This is a genomic window from Streptomyces sp. SPB074 (genome assembly GCF_000154905.1).
Lineage (GTDB): Bacteria > Actinomycetota > Actinomycetes > Streptomycetales > Streptomycetaceae > Streptomyces.
Map to the genome: position 1 here is coordinate 2,631,150 of NZ_GG770539.1, position 14,411 is coordinate 2,645,560.

Here is a 14,411-nt window from a genome sequence, read left to right on the forward strand (position 1 = left end):
CCTCACCCGTACCGGGTCCCGCTCAGTCCCGCGAGTTGCCGAAGATCAGGCGGTAGCCGATGAGCAGGACGAGCGAGCCGCCGATCGCGGAGATCCAGGTGGGCAGGTCGTAGAAGTCCTTCGAGATCGGGTGGTCCAGGAAGCGGGACGAGATCCAGCCACCGAGGAAGGCGCCGACGATGCCGATGAGGGTCGTGCCGACGAGGCCGCCCGGGTCACGGCCCGGGAGGAGGATCTTCGCGACCGCTCCCGCCAGGAGACCAAGGATGATCCAGCTGATGATGCCCATGTGCGTCCCACTCCTGATCGTTTTGCTTTCGGGAGGCTCTACCCATGGGGACGTGTGTGATCACCCGCGGGGTTGAGGCGAAGGTGTCACGGTCGTGTCACCGGCCGCGCGTCCGCTTCCCGATCGCGCAACAAAGCAGGTGCGCCGCGCTTGGCGGCGTCCTGGATCGGTAGAGGTGGGGAGACGGCCTCGGGACCCGGCACGGCTGCCGCGGGCACGCGTCACCGGCGAACTGCGAACTGCGAACTGCGAAGGGCGACCTCGTGAAACTGATCAATCTCGTGCTCAACCTGTTGTGGCTGATCTTCTGCGGTATCTGGATGGCCCTCGGCTATCTGCTCGCGGGACTCGTCTGCTGCGTCCTCATCGTCACGATCCCGTTCGGGATCGCCTCGTTCCGCATCGCGGGCTACGTGCTCTGGCCCTTCGGGCGCACCACGGTCGAGCGCCCGGACGCGGGGGCGCCCTCCTTCGTGGGGAACGTGATCTGGGTGATCTTCGCGGGCTGGTGGCTCGCGCTCGGCCACCTGCTGACGAGCATCCCGCTCTTCCTCTCGATCATCGGCATCCCCTTCGGCTGGGCGAACCTCAAGCTCATCCCGATCTCGCTCATGCCGCTGGGCCGCGACGTCGTGCCGAGCGACGAGCCCTTCGCCGCCCGGCCCGGCGAGGCACGGAGCTGGTGACACCGCGCAGGACGCGGCGCCGGTGACGGTGACGCAGGGGGCGGGCCGCTGGTGACGTACGGGGCGCGGCGGCGGTGTCGTACGGCCGGGGCGGCCGTCAGGGGCGGGTGTCGCCGCCCGCCATCCGTTCCAGGCGCTCGATCCGCTCCGCCATCGGCGGGTGCGTGGAGAACATGTTCGTCAGCCCCTGGCCGGGGCGGAAGGGGTTGGCGATCATCATGTGGCTCGCCGTCTCGATGCGCGGCTCGGAGGGCAGCGGGAGCTGCTTGGTGCCGGCGTCGAGCTTGCGGAGCGCGGAGGCGAGGGCGAGCGGGTCCCCGGTGAGCTGGGCCCCGGAGGCGTCCGCCTGGTACTCGCGGGAGCGGCTGATGGCGAGCTGGATGAGGGAGGCGGCGAGCGGGCCGAGGAGCATCGCCAGGAGCAGTCCGATGAGCCCGGGGCCCTCGTCGTCGTCCGAGCGGCCGATGGGGATCAGCCACGCGAAGTTGACCAGGAACATGATCACGGAGGCGAGGGCGCCCGCGACCGAGGAGATGAGGATGTCCCGGTTGTAGACGTGGCTCAGCTCGTGCCCGAGGACTCCGCGCAGCTCGCGTTCGTCGAGGATGCGGAGGATGCCGTCGGTGCAGCACACGGCGGCGTTGCGCGGGTTGCGGCCGGTGGCGAAGGCGTTGGGGGCCTCGGTGGGCGAGATGTACAGGCGCGGCATGGGCTGGCGGGCCTCGGTGGAGAGCTCCCGCACGATGCGGTAGAGCCCGGGGGCCTCGAACTCGCTGACGGGCCTGGCCCGCATGGCGCGCAGCGCGAGCTTGTCGCTGTTCCAGTACGCGTAGGCGTTGGTGCCGATCGCGACGAGGAGGGCGATGATCAGCCCCGTCCGGCCGAAGAAGGAGCCGATGACGAGGATGAGCGCGGACAGGCCCCCGAGGAGAACAGCGGTCTTCAAGCCATTGTGCCGGCGGTGCACGGTACGCCCTCCCAGTCGTGCGGCGGAGAACCCTTCCCGACGCTCCGCGCGGTGGCGGGCGTCCGGTGGACCTGGGTCAAGTGGACCCTTCGTTACTGGTCAACGCCAGGCGAGCGGCTCAGGTTCCCCGTCCGGCGGGGGCGCGGACGTCCTCCGTACGGGTGAGGAGGATCAGAAGAGGGAGACGTCGGCCAGGCGCAGGATCAGCTGCGGGGCCGCCGAGAGGACCGCGGCGAGGAGGCCGCAGACGGTCAGGACCGTCACGAGGGCGAGGGGGCGGCGGGCGGCGGTGGCCGTGCCGTGTGCGGGGGCCTCCTGCCGTACGGGGGCCTGCTCGCGTACGGCCGTGGTGGTGCCGCCGCCCGCGGCCGGGAGGTCCCGGGGGCCCGCGGGCGCGTCCGTGGCCGGTTCCGGTGTCGTACGGAAGAGGGACGCCGTCCAGCGGAGGTAGTAGACGAGGGCGATCGCGACGTTGACGGCGGCGACGACCGCGAGCCAGCCGAGGCCCGCGTCGATCGCGGCCTCGAAGACGGCGAGCTTCGCGAAGAGGCCCGCGAGGCCCGGCGGGAGCCCGGCGAGGCAGAGCAGGAAGAAGGCGAGGAGCAGGGCGAGCGCGGGGTGGCGCGCGTACAGGCCGCGGAAGTCGGCGAGGCGGCCGCGCGCGAGGAGGGCCACGGCGGCGAAGGAGCCGAGGTTGACCGCCGCGTACATGAGCGCGTACGCGAGGGTCGCGCCGAGCGCGTGCTCGGGGCGGTCGGTGTACGCGGCCGAGGCGAGCGGGACGAGGAGGTAGCCGGCCTGGCCGACCGAGGACCACGCGAGCAGGCGCACGGCGCTGAACGCCCGCGTGGGGTCCTGGCGGAGCGCGGCGGCGTTGCCGATCGTCATGGTGAGCGCGGCGAGGACGGCGAGCGCGGGACCCCAGACGTTCCCGTAGGAGGGGAAGGCGCGCACGGTGACGAGCGCGAGGCCCGAGAAGCCGACCGCCTTGCCGACGACGGAGAGGTAGGCGGCGACCGGGAGCGGGGCGCCCGTGTAGGTGTCGGGGACCCAGAAGTGGAAGGGGACGGCGGCGGTCTTGAAGGCGAAGCCGACGAGCGTGAGGACGACGCCGGTGCGGGCGAGGGTGCGGAGCTGGGGGTCCACGTCGCCGAGGGCCGACGCGATCGCGTCGAGGTGGACGCTGCCCGTGCTCGCGTAGACGAAGGCGGTGCCGAGGAGGGTCACGGCGGTCGCGGTGACGGAGGAGAGGAAGAACTTGAGGGCCGCTTCGGCGGAGCGGCGCTCGCCGTGGCGCAGGCCCACGAGCGCGAAGGACGGGAGCGTCGCGACCTCCAGGGCGACGATGAGCGTCGCGAGGTCGCGCGCGGCGGGGAGCAGGGCGGCTCCGGCGGCGGAGGAGAGGAGCAGGAACCAGTACTCGCCCGCCGGGAGGCGTCGCGCGCGCACGGCGGTGAAGGAGAGCAGCGCGGTGAGGAGCGCGCCGCCGAGGACGAGGAGCTGCACGGTGAGCGCGAAGTGGTCCGCGCGGTAGCCGCACCCGGCCTTCCCCGCGCAGAAGGTGGCGCGGTCGCCGTCGAGGAGCGGGAGGAGGCTCAGGAGGGCGAGCGCGAGGCCCGCGACGGCGCCGGCGCCGAGGAGGGGTTTGCGGGCCTCGGGGAGGAAGAGGTCGGCGACGAGGACGGCGAGCGCCACGAGGGCGGTGAGCGCGGGCGGGGCGACGGCGAGCCAGTCGACGGACTGCACGAGGGTGGTCATGCCGCGCCTCCGGTGAGCAGCTTGTGGACGGCCGGGTCGCTGAGGCCGATGAGGACCGCGGGCCAGAGCAACGCCGAGGACGGTGAGGGCGACGAGCGGTGTCCAGGCGACCGCCTCGGGGGCGCTCAGCTCCGGGAAGGGGCGTTCGGCGAGGGCGGGGGGCTCGTAGGGGGCGGCGGGGGTCGGCGGGGTGTCGAGGAGGAGGGGGGCGGGCTCCTCGGCCCTCGGGGCGTCGGCCGCCGGGGCGGGCTCCTCGGCGGAGGCGGAGGCCGTCGGGCTCGCGGCCGTTGTCGCGGTCGCGGGGGTCCCGGCGAGCGCGGGGTCGGGGTTCTCCCCCAGGGGGGAATTCACCGGAAGGAGGGAATTGTCCCGGAGGGGCACCGGGCCCATGCACAGGCGGCGGACGACGAGGAGGAGGTACGCGGCGGTGAGGAGCGTGCCGAGCCCCGCGACGGCCATGCAGGTGAGGAACGTGGCGCGGTTCAGGCCGCTCGCCGGGTCGAAGGCCCCGTACATCGTGAGCATCTCGCCCCAGAAGCCGGCGAGGCCGGGGAGGCCGAGCGAGGCGACGGCGGCGAAGGCGAGCAGCGCCGCGTAGCGCGGGGCGCGGCCGTAGAGCGCCGCTCCCGCCGAGCCGGCGAGGCGGTCGATGACGGAGGTGCCCGCGCGGTCCTTGACGCCGCCGACGAGGAAGAAGAGCAGCCCGGTGATGAGGCCGTGGGCGATGTTCGCGAAGAGCGCGCCGTTGAGGCCCTGCGGGGTCATGCTCGCGATGCCGAGCAGGACGAAGCCCATGTGGCCCACGGAGGAGTACGCGACGAGGCGCTTGAGGTCGCCGCCCGCGCCCCGCCGTACGAGCTGGAGGCACGCGAGCGAGCCCCACAGGATGCCGGCCGCCGCGAGGACCGCGAGCCAGGGCGCGAAGACCTTCATGCCCTCGGGCGCGACGGGGATCACGACGCGCACGAAGCCGTACGTGCCCATCTTGAGCAGGACCCCGGCGAGCAGGACCGAACCGGCCGTGGGCGCGGCGGTGTGCGCGGCGGGCAGCCAGCTGTGCAGCGGCCACATCGGGGTCTTGACGGCGAGGCCGAGACCGATCGCCAGCACGGCCGTGACCTGCACGGACGTGCTCAGACCTGAGCCGTTGTCAGTGGCGAGTGCCACCATGTCGAACGTGCCCGCCTTCACGCCGGTCAGGAGCAGGCCGAGGAGCATGACGGCGGAGCCGACCAGGGTGAAGAGGATGAACTTCCAGGCGGCCTGTTCCCGCTTCGCGCCGCCCCAGCGGGCGATGAGGAAGTACATCGGGATCAGGACGGTCTCGAAGGCGACGAAGAAGAGGACGAGGTCGAGCACGGCGAAGGCGGCGAGCGCGCCGCCTTCGAGGAGGAGCAGGAGCGCCACGAAGGCGCGGGGGCTGCCGCCCCGGGGCGGCCGGAAGTAGCTGTGCAGGGCGCAGAGGAAGGTGAGGAGGGCGGTGAGGACGAGGAGGGGGAGCGAGATGCCGTCGACGCCGAGGTGGAAGCGGATGTCGTACGCGGCGATCCAGCTCACGTCCGTGCTCGCCTGGATGCGGGCGGCGTGGTCGCGGTCGAAGCCGAGGGCGAGGAGCAGCGCGGCGGCGAGGATCGCGCCGCTCACGGTGACGCCGTGGCGCAGCACCGCCTGGCCGGGGTCGCGTCCGCGCAGTCCGGGCGGGGCGGGCAGGAGGGCCGCGAGGGCGCCGAGCAGCGGGCCGAGGACGACGATCAGGAGCAGGACGGACCGGACGGTGTCGCCGAGGCCGAGGAGGGCGCCGCTCGCGAGGTCGGCGGGGACGGCGTGCGCGAGACCGGCGGGGGTCGCGTGCGCGAGGTCCCAGGGGGCTCCGGGCGCGAGGTGGCTCGTGCCCGCCGGGGCGGGCGGGGAGCCGGCGATACCGGGGGCGCTCGCGCTTGCCCGGAGTGCGTGCGGCGCGAGGGCGCCGAGAAGGTGGGCCACGGTTCAGGCTCCCGCCGCGTAGAGGACGACCGCGCAGGTCAGGAGGGCGGCTGCGGCGATCAGCGCGCCCAGGTACGTCTGGATGTTGCCGGTCTGGGCGCGGCGTGCGGCGGCGCCCAGGAGCTTGGGGAGTGCGGCGGCGGCGCGGACGTAGGTGTCCACGACGGCCGTGTCCAGGAAGCGGACGAGCGTGGCCCCGGCGTGGACGGGCGCGACGGCGAGCGCGCTCTGGAGCCGGTCGAGGTGGAAGCCGGTGGCCGCGTGGCGGTGGAGGCCGCCGAGGAGGAGGCGGCCCGGGTCGGCGGGGTCCTCGGTGCCGCCGGGGGCGCCGTAGGCGGCGGGGCGGCTCGCGATGGCCTGGGCCTCGGTGCGGCCCGCGTCGCCCTCGGGCCCGGCGGCGACGGCGCCGAGCGGGTAGCGCGCGGCGAGGGCCTGGGTGTGGCGCCAGGCCCCGTAGGTGAGGACGGCGCCGACGAGGGCGACGCCGGTGCCGAGCACGGAGGTGGTGAGCGTGGGCGCGAGGTCGCGGCCGTCGAACCAGTCGGGGAGCGCCCAGGCGGTGAGGCCGAGGAGGAAGGTGGGGATCGCGAGGAGCCAGAGCACGGCGTTCATGATCCGGGGGGTCGCGGGGTGGTCCGGGGCGGGGGCTTCGGCGGCCGAGGTCTTCCGGCCGGCGCGCGGGGACATCTCGGGGGCCTCGCGTGCGCCCAGGAGGAGCCAGAGGCGCGTCGCGTAGGCGCCGGTGAGGAGCGCGGTGGCGAGTCCGGCGACGAGGACGATCCACCCGGCGGCGGCGGGGATGCCGTGGGCGTGCCCGGTGGCGGCGTGCTCGGCGGCGCCGAGGACGGCCTCCTTGGAGAAGAAGCCGGTGAACGGGGGAATGGCGGCGAGCGCGAGGAGCCCGACCGTCATTGTCCAGTAGGCGTCGGGGACGGCGCGCCGCAGGCCGGGCATCCGGGACATGGCCGCGAGCGAGTTGGTGCCGGCGGCGTGGATGAGGACTCCGGCCGCGAGGAAGAGGAGCGCCTTGAAGGCGCCGTGCGACAGGAGGTGGAAGACGGCGGCGCCCCGGTCGCCGACGGCGAGGGCGCCGGTCATGTAGCCGAGCTGACCGGCGGTCGAGTAGGCGAGGACGCGCTTGATGTCGTCCTGGGCGAGCGCGGCGAGCCCGGAACCGGCCATCGTCACGGCGGCGAGGACGGCGAGGACGACGAGCGCGGCGGCGGAGGAGGTGAAGACGGGCAGGAGGCGCGCGACGAGGTAGACCCCGGCGGCGACCATCGTGGCCGCGTGGATGAGCGCGGACACGGGCGTGGGCCCGGCCATCGCGTCGGGCAGCCAGGTGTGCAGCGGGAACTGGGCGGACTTGCCGACGACGCCGCAGAGCAGCAGCAGGGCGATCGGGGTCGGGTGGTCGAGGCCCCCGTGGGTGACGGCGTGCAGGACCCTCGTGATGCGGAAGGAGCCGGTGTCGGCGGCGAGGGCGAAGAGGCCGAAGAGGAAGGGGACGTCGCCGAGCTTGGTGACGAGGAACGCCTTGAGCGAGGCGGAGCGGGCCTCGGGCGTCTCCCAGTAGTGCCCGATGAGGAAGTACGAGCAGATGCCCATGACCTCCCAGCCGACGAGCAGCACCATGAGGTCGCCGGAGTAGACGACGAGCAGCATGGCGGAGGTGAAGAGCGAGACGAGCGCCAAGTAGGAGGAGTAGCGGGGGTCCTCGCGGAGGTAGCCGGTGGAGTAGAGCTGCACGCACGTCGAGACGACGGTGACGAGGACCGCGACGAGGACGGCGAAGCCGTCGAGGTGGAGCGCGAGGTCCACGGGGGCCGCGCCGGTCGGGGTGAGCCGGGTCGCGGCGTCGATCGTCGCGCCGCCGCCCTGGCGGACGGCGACGAGGACGGCGAGGACAGCGCTCGCGGCGGCGGGGAGCACGGCGAGGGGCCGTACGAAGCGGGGGGCGCCGCGCCCGAGGAGCAGCCCGGCGAGCCCGCCGAGGAAGGGCAGGAGGGGGACGAGGACGGCGAGGGTCGTGGTGTTCACGCGGCTGCTCCGGGGGTGCGCGTGCCGGGGGCGGCCGGGTCCGTGCTGCCGGGGTCTTCGGGGCCGTCCAGGGCCTCGGGGTCCTCGGGGCCGTAGGGGGGCTCGGCGGTGTCGCGCAGGGCGTCGACGGCGATCGTGCCCCGCGCGCGGTACACGGCGAGGACGACGGCGAGACCGATGCCGATCTCGGCGGCGGCGATGGCGATGGTGAAGAGGGTCAGCGCCTGCCCGGCGTGGAGGGTGTCGCGCAGCCAGACGTCGAAGGCGACGAGGTCGAGGTTGACGGCGTTGAGCATCAGCTCGACGGACATGAGCACGAGGATCGCGTTGCGCCGCGCGAGCACTCCGTAGATCCCGGTGCAGAAGAGGAGGGCCGAGAGCACGGCCGGATAGACGAGATGCATCAGCGCGGGTCCTCCGGGTGCGGGGCCGGCGGCGGCGTGTCCGCCCCGGCACGGGACGCGGGGGTACGGGACGCGGCACGGGACGTGCCCGGCCTCGTACGGGAGGCGCCCGCTCCGCCGCGGGAGGCGCCCGTTCCCGTACGGGGCGCGCCCGGGCCCGAGCGCGGGCGGGGCTTCGGCTTGCGCGGCGGGGTGCCGCCCCCGTGGTTCCTGCGGGAGAGGACGATCGCGCCGACCAGGGCGGCGAGGAGGAGGACGGAGAGGGCCTCGAAGGGGAGGACCCAGTGGCGGAAGAGGAAGGCGCCGGTCACGGCCGTCGTGCCCTGTGGGTGGTCGCCGTCGAGGTCGAGGTACGTCGTGCGGAAGGCGTCCGCCACGACCCAGACGAGGCCCGCCGCCGCGAGGACGGCGACGGTGGCGGCGAGGGGGCGGTTGCGGGAGTCGGCTTCGTCGGAGCGGCCGATCGGGGCGCGCGTCAGCATGAGGCCGAACAGGAGCAGGACGACGACCGAGCCCACGTAGATGAGGACCTGCACCCAGGCGATGAACTCCGCCGTGAGCAGCAGGTACTCGACGGCGAGTCCGCCGAGCGCGACGACGAGCCACAGCGCGGCGTGCACGAGCTGCTTCGTCGTGACGGTGACGAGCGCGGCGCCGAAGGTGAGGAGGCCGAAGAGGACGAAGGCGATCTCGACACCGGTCGGGGAGAGGAAGCCCTGCGGGGCGGTGCCGGTCGCGGGGGCCGTGGCCAGGAGGGTGATCACGGGCGCGGCTCCTCACCGGTCGCGGGGCCGGTCCCCGGCGCCCGTCCGGGAGCGTCGGACGCCGCCCACTCGCCTGTCCCCGGGCGGGACTGCGCCGCCGCCGCTGCCGCCGCCTTCTCGGCGGCCTTCCGTGCCGCCGCCAGCTCCTTCGGCTCCTCCGCCGCCGGCTCCACGGCCGGGGGTTCGGGGACCGTCCACATCCACTCGCGGAGCTTGTCGCGCTCGTGCGTGAGGTCGTGGACGTCCGTCTCGGCGTACTCGAACTCGGGGGACCAGAAGAGCGCGTCGAAGGGGCAGACCTCGATGCAGATCCCGCAGTACATGCAGAGCGAGAAGTCGATGGCGAAGCGGTCGAGGACGTTGCGGCTGCGTTCGCGCCCGCCGGGCGCGGCCGGGGGCACCGTCTCCTTGTGCGAGTCGATGTAGATGCACCAGTCGGGGCACTCGCGCGCGCACAACATGCACACCGTGCAGTTCTCCTCGAAGAGCCCGATGACGCCCCGGCTGCGCGGGGGCAGCGGCGGGAGGGTGTCGGGGTACTGCGCGGTGACGGACTTGCGCGTCATCGTGCGGAGCGTGACGGCGAGGCCCTTGGCCAGACCCGTGCCGGGAATCGGGGGCATCTAGGAGATCACCACTTTGACGACGCCGGTGAGGGCGATCTGGGCGAGGGCGAGCGGGACGAGGAGCGTCCAGGACAGCTTCTGGAGCTGGTCCTCGCGGAGACGGGGGTAGCTGACGCGCAGCCAGATGACGACGAAGGCGAGCAGCGCCGTCTTGAGGAGCGTCCACAGCCAGCCGAGCCCGTCGCCGCCGAAGGGGCCGTGCCAGCCGCCGAGGAAGAGGACGGTCGTGAGGCCGCACAGGATGACGATCCCGGCGTACTCGGCGAGCAGGAAGAGCGCGAAGCGCAGTCCGGTGTACTCCGTGTAGGCGCCGAAGATGATCTCCGAGTCCGCCACGGGCATGTCGAACGGCGGGCGTTGCAGCTCGGCGAGCCCCGCGACGAAGAAGACGAAGCCGCCGACGATCTGCCACGGCACCCACCACCAGTGGAACTCCCCGAGGATGCCGGGCAGCGAGACCGTGCCGGCCGCCATCGCGACGGAGGCGGCGGCGAGGAGCATGGGCAGCTCGTAGGCGAGGAGTTGCGCGGCGGTGCGAAGGCCGCCGAGCAGCGAGAACTTGTTCGCCGAGGCCCAGCCGGCCATGAGCGAGCCGAGCACGCCGACGCCCATGACGGCGAGCGCGAAGAAGATCCCCGCGTCCACGACGGTCCCGACCGCGCTGTCCCCGGGCCCGACCGGGACGACGAGCAGCACGAGGAGGTAGGGGAGCAGCGCGACGGCGGGCGCGAGCCGGAAGATCCGCCGGTCCGCGTCGGCGGGGACGATGTCCTCCTTCTGCGCGAACTTCACGCCGTCGGCCATGAGCTGGGCCCAGCCGTGGAAGCCGCCCGCGAACATGGGCCCGAGCCGCCCCTGCATGTGCGCCATGACCTTGTGCTCGGCCTGCCCGACGGCGAGCGGCAGCACGAGGAACCCGGCGAAGACGAGGACGAGTCGCAGGGCGTCACCGAGGACGTCGTTCACGCGGGGTCGCCTCCGGCGGGGTTCTCGGGACGGGGATTGTCGGAGTCCCGGGTGTCGGGACGGGGGTGGTCGGGGCGCGGGTCCGGGCCGGTCGCGGGGGCGTCGGCGGCCCGGGGGACCGGGTCGGCTCGCCCCGGACCGGCTTGAGGCGCTTCGGCCGGGGTCGTTCGGTCCGCGTCGGCTCGGTCCGAACCCGCCGGGTCGGCGTCCGGTCGGTCCACGTCCGCGCGGTCCACGTCCGCGCGGTCCACGTCGGCCCGATCCCCGTCCTCGTCCGCGTCGGCCGCTTCGGTCCGGGGCATCGGCGCCGGGTCCGGGCCGGGCGCTTGGCCCGCCCCGGACCGCTGGCCGGTCTCGGGGCCTTGACCCGCCCCGGGGCCTGCACCCGTTTCCGGCTGTCGGCCCGCCCCGGGCGTCGCCTCCGGTCGCGGCTCCTGCGCGTTCCCGGGGCCGGCGTCCTCCGGGCCGGCCGGTTCCGCCCGTCCCGGCTTCCGCTCGTCGAAAGCCGGGCGGGCGTGGTGCCAGGGGGCGTCGGGGCTGCCCGCCGGGGCCGCCGCGTCCTTGGGCGCGTCGGGGGCCGCCCCGCTCTCGGGTGCGCCGGGGCGCGCGGCGCTTCGCTGCGTCGCCGAGCCGTCGGAGGCGGTACGGGCGCGCCGCGCCGGGGCCGCGCCCCGCTCCTCGCGCTGCGAGGCCGAGCCCGCCGAGGCCGCACGCGAGCGCCGCGCCGGAGCGTCTTCGGCGGCACCCGGCACCACGCCCGGCGCCGCCTCCGCACCGGCGCGCGCCTCCGCACCCGCCCGCGCCCCCGCTCCCCCGGCCGTCCGCGTACGGCGGGCCGGGCGGGCCGGGGCGTCGGGGAGCTGTCCCTTCAGCGGGCCCCACTCGTTCGGGTCCGGGACGCCCGGCGGCAGCATCTGGCGGCGTTTGGGGGTGCCGTGGCCCGACTCCCCCGGCTCCTTCGCGCCGGGCCACGCCTTCGCGACGCGGGCCGCGAGGACGAAGTCCTTGCGCAGTGGGTGGCCCTCGAAGGTCTCCGGGAGGAGGAGCGGGGCCAGGCCAGGGTGGCCCTCGAAGCGCAGGCCGAACATCTCGTGCGTCTCGCGCTCGTGCCAGGCGGCGCCCGCGTAGACGCCGACGGCCGAGGCGAGAACGGGCGTCCCGTGCGGCACGGTCGTACGGAGCAGCAGGCGCCGGACGGGCGCGAGCGCGACGACGTGCGCGCACACGCGCAGGCCCGTGCCCGGCTCGTCCACCGCCGAGAGCCAGTCGAAGTACGTGCAGCCGAGGACGCGGCGGGCCGTGTCGAGCGAGGCCGTCCACGTGTCCGCCGGGACATCGACGGTCAGCAGGCCGTACGCCTCCTCGGCGTTCGCGCCCGTACCGAAGACCTCCTCGGCCGCTCCCGGGAGCCAGCCGGTCACCGCTCCCCCTCCGGCGGCCTGACGAGGCCGCTGCGGAGCGCGGCCACCGGGGCGCGGCGCCCGTAGCGCTCGGCGGGCGACTCCTTCGCGATCTTCTCCTGGAGCTTGAGGATGCCCTGGAGCAGCGCCTCGGGGCGCGGCGGGCAGCCGGGCACGTACACGTCGACGGGGATGATCTGGTCGACGCCCTTCGTGACGGAGTACGAGTCCCAGTACGGGCCGCCGCAGTTGGAGCAGGCGCCGAAGGAGATGACGTACTTCGGCTCGGGCATCTGCTCGTACAGGCGCTTGACCGCGGGGGCCATCTTGTCCGTCACCGTGCCCGAGACGACCATCAGGTCGGCCTGCCGGGGGCCCGGCGCGAAGGGGATGACGCCGAGGCGGATGAAGTCGTGGCGCGACATCGACGCGGCGATGAACTCGATCGCGCAGCAGGCGAGGCCGAAGTTGAAGACCCACAGGCTGTAGCGGCGGCCCCAGTTGAGGACGACCTTCATGGGCTGCGGGGCCAGTCGCGAGAGCACGCCCGTCGTCCCGGCGGGCGGCGCTGTGGGGTCGGGGAGGTCCACGGGGGCCGGAACGGCGGTGGTGGGCACGGGGGTCACGTCCATTCCAGGACGCCCTTCTTCCAGGCGTAGAGGAGTCCGATGGCGAGGAAGCCGAGGAACACGAGCATCTCGACGAGCGTCGTCGCCCCGTAGCCGGGCGCGGCGAAGACCGTGGCCCAGGGGAAGAGGAAGATCGAGTCCACGGCGAAGATCACGTACAGGAACGCGTAGACGTAGTAGCGGACCTGGGTGTGCGCCCAGCCCTCGCCGACCGGGTCGACCCCGCACTCGTACGTCAGGAACTTCTCGCGCGTCGGCACGACGGGCCGCAGCAGGCGTCCGGCCGCGAAGGCGAAGGCCACGAAGAGCACGCCGGCGGCGGTGATGACGCCGACGAGGGTGTAGGCGTGGAAGTAGCCGGAGGCGAGGGTGACGGCGGTGCCGGGGGGACTCAGGGGTACCGCCACGTCCGTCCTCCACTCCGCCGGGTCTCGCCGCTCGCTCTGGCCTGCGCCGTGCCCGCACGGGCACCCACGGGAGTCTAGGGCCTGCTAAAGAAACGGTAAGCAGTGAGGTCCGGGGGGCGGGGCCGCGCGGGAGGGGTCGGGGTGGGGTTTCCCCCCTCCCCGCTGTCCGGGCCCCCTCATGGCATCGGCGGTGCCGAACGGGCAGGCTGGGGCCATGACCGCATCGGTGACCCCGCAGGACCAGCGTGCCACGGGCGCCCCGCCCCCCGTGGGCCATGCCTTCCCCGGGGCGACGTGGAAGGAGTTGGCGCACCTTCTGGCCAACCTTCCGGCCACTCTTCTGGGCTTCGTCTACAGCGTCCTGTTCGTCTCGCTCGGGGTCGGGCTCGCGGTGACGGTGATCGGGCTGCCCGTGCTCGTCCTCGGGCTGCGCGGGGCGCGGCTCGTGGGGCGGGCGGAACGGGGCCGGGCGCGGCGGCTGCTGGGCGTGCGGATCGAGGAACCGAGCCGCATCCCGCGCGGCGCGGGGGGCGGCAGCGCGCTCGGGCGGCTGTGGGACGACGTGAAGGACCCGGTGGGGTGGCGCACCGCGCTGTACTCGGTGATCCGGCTGCCGTGGGGCATCGTGACGTTCACGGTGTCGCTGGTGTCGTTCTTCGCGCTGTGGCCCGTGCTCGGCTATCTCGTACGGGGCATGGCGAACGTCGACCGGGCGATGGTCCGGGGGCTCCTCTCGCCCTCGACGGAGCTGGAGCGCCGTATCGCCGAACTGGAGTCCGGGCGCGGGGTCGTGGTGGACACGGCGGCGGCCGATCTGCGGCGCATCGAGCGGGACCTGCACGACGGGGCGCAGGCGCGGCTCGTGGCGCTCGCGATGGGACTCGGGCTCGCGAAGGAGAAGGTCGTGGAGGACCCGGAGGCGGCGGCGCTCATGGTCGAGGAGGCGCACGGCGAGGTGAAGCTCGCGCTCCAGGAGTTGCGGGACCTCGCGCGGGGCATCCACCCCGCCGTCCTCACCGACCGGGGACTCGACGCGGCACTCTCCTCCGTCGCCGCCCGCTGCACCGTCCCCGTCTCCGTCAAGGCCGACCTCCACGACCGCCCCGCCGAAGCCATCGAGGGCATCGCCTACTTCACCGTCTCCGAACTCCTCCAGAACGTCAGCAAACACAGCGGCGCCCGCACCGCCACCGTCGAGGTCTGGCGCGCCGGCGACCGCCTGCTCCTCCAGGTCCACGACGACGGACACGGAGGCGCCTCCCTCGACGGCGGCACGGGGCTCGCCGGGCTCTCGGACCGGCTCGGCGCGGTGGACGGCCTCTTCGTCATCGACTCGCCGCCCGGCGGCCCGACGACGATCACCGCCGAACTGCCGTGGCGGGAGCGGGGAGCGGACCGGGCGGGACGACGGCTGGCGGGGAAGCCGGGCGAGGGGCGCGGGTAGCCGCGCGGGGCGGGACACGTACGGGTACGGGTGCGGGGCGGCCGGTTC

Annotated in this window: 13 protein-coding genes and 1 pseudogene; 2 read left to right on the forward strand and 12 right to left on the reverse strand. The window is 74.2% G+C overall.

Annotated features, from left to right (window positions below):
- Window positions 1-22 precede the first annotated feature (22 nt).
- Window positions 23-289: a GlsB/YeaQ/YmgE family stress response membrane protein gene (locus tag SSBG_RS10710; RefSeq protein ID WP_008746171.1), complete on the reverse strand. Its 267-nt coding sequence runs from the start codon at window positions 287-289 to the stop codon at window positions 23-25.
- Window positions 290-552: 263 nt separating this feature from the next.
- On the opposite strand from SSBG_RS10710, the gene SSBG_RS10715 reads away from it, so the two are divergent.
- The gene (locus SSBG_RS10715) at window positions 553-975 is read left to right on the forward strand and encodes a YccF domain-containing protein (RefSeq protein ID WP_037869448.1); all 423 of its coding nucleotides are present in this window, start codon (window positions 553-555) and stop codon (window positions 973-975) included.
- Window positions 976-1,072: 97 nt separating this feature from the next.
- Here SSBG_RS10715 and htpX read toward each other — a convergent pair whose 3' ends face one another.
- The 11 genes and pseudogenes from htpX to SSBG_RS10770 form a co-directional block, all read right to left on the reverse strand.
- Window positions 1,073-1,942, reverse strand: a complete 870-nt coding sequence (gene htpX / locus SSBG_RS10720) for a zinc metalloprotease HtpX (protein ID WP_008746173.1) — start codon at window positions 1,940-1,942, stop codon at window positions 1,073-1,075.
- A gap of 171 nt (window positions 1,943-2,113) precedes the next feature.
- Window positions 2,114-3,700 carry an NADH-quinone oxidoreductase subunit N gene (locus SSBG_RS10725; RefSeq protein WP_008746174.1) on the reverse strand — a complete coding sequence of 529 codons (1,587 nt, stop codon included), beginning with the start codon at window positions 3,698-3,700 and terminating at the stop codon, window positions 2,114-2,116.
- A pseudogene (locus SSBG_RS10730) lies at window positions 3,697-5,461 on the reverse strand (complex I subunit 4 family protein). The gene SSBG_RS10725 and the pseudogene SSBG_RS10730 overlap by 4 nt, the downstream one beginning before the upstream one ends.
- Before the next feature lie 225 nt (window positions 5,462-5,686).
- The gene (locus SSBG_RS10735; RefSeq protein ID WP_037869449.1) at window positions 5,687-7,723 is read right to left on the reverse strand and encodes an NADH-quinone oxidoreductase subunit L; all 2,037 of its coding nucleotides are present in this window, start codon (window positions 7,721-7,723) and stop codon (window positions 5,687-5,689) included.
- Entirely contained in the window at window positions 7,720-8,127 is a 408-nt protein-coding gene (gene nuoK, locus SSBG_RS10740) for an NADH-quinone oxidoreductase subunit NuoK (RefSeq protein WP_008746177.1), read from the reverse strand. Before nuoK ends, SSBG_RS10735 begins: the two co-directional genes overlap by 4 nt.
- Window positions 8,127-8,891 (reverse strand): NADH-quinone oxidoreductase subunit J, encoded by a 765-nt coding sequence (locus tag SSBG_RS10745; RefSeq protein ID WP_037869450.1) that lies wholly within the window; start codon window positions 8,889-8,891, stop codon window positions 8,127-8,129. Before SSBG_RS10745 ends, nuoK begins: the two co-directional genes overlap by 1 nt.
- On the reverse strand, window positions 8,888-9,514 hold the full coding sequence (locus SSBG_RS10750) for a NuoI/complex I 23 kDa subunit family protein (RefSeq protein WP_008746179.1): 627 nt from the start codon (window positions 9,512-9,514) through the stop codon (window positions 8,888-8,890). Before SSBG_RS10750 ends, SSBG_RS10745 begins: the two co-directional genes overlap by 4 nt.
- Window positions 9,515-10,483, reverse strand: coding sequence for a complex I subunit 1/NuoH family protein (locus SSBG_RS10755; protein WP_008746180.1), 969 nt, complete (start codon window positions 10,481-10,483; stop codon window positions 9,515-9,517). It abuts the gene before it with no gap.
- Entirely contained in the window at window positions 10,480-11,904 is a 1,425-nt protein-coding gene (locus SSBG_RS10760; RefSeq protein WP_008746181.1) for an NADH-quinone oxidoreductase subunit C, read from the reverse strand. The genes SSBG_RS10755 and SSBG_RS10760 overlap by 4 nt, the downstream gene beginning before the upstream one ends.
- Window positions 11,901-12,515, reverse strand: coding sequence for an NADH-quinone oxidoreductase subunit B (locus SSBG_RS10765; RefSeq protein ID WP_008746182.1), 615 nt, complete (start codon window positions 12,513-12,515; stop codon window positions 11,901-11,903). Before SSBG_RS10765 ends, SSBG_RS10760 begins: the two co-directional genes overlap by 4 nt.
- On the reverse strand, window positions 12,506-12,919 hold the full coding sequence (locus SSBG_RS10770; RefSeq protein ID WP_008746183.1) for an NADH-quinone oxidoreductase subunit A: 414 nt from the start codon (window positions 12,917-12,919) through the stop codon (window positions 12,506-12,508). The genes SSBG_RS10765 and SSBG_RS10770 overlap by 10 nt, the downstream gene beginning before the upstream one ends.
- A 214-nt stretch (window positions 12,920-13,133) precedes the next feature.
- On the opposite strand from SSBG_RS10770, the gene SSBG_RS10775 reads away from it, so the two are divergent.
- Complete coding sequence (locus tag SSBG_RS10775) at window positions 13,134-14,363, forward strand: sensor histidine kinase (protein ID WP_199781358.1); 1,230 nt, start codon at window positions 13,134-13,136, stop codon at window positions 14,361-14,363.
- The last annotated feature ends 48 nt before the right edge of the window (window positions 14,364-14,411 follow it).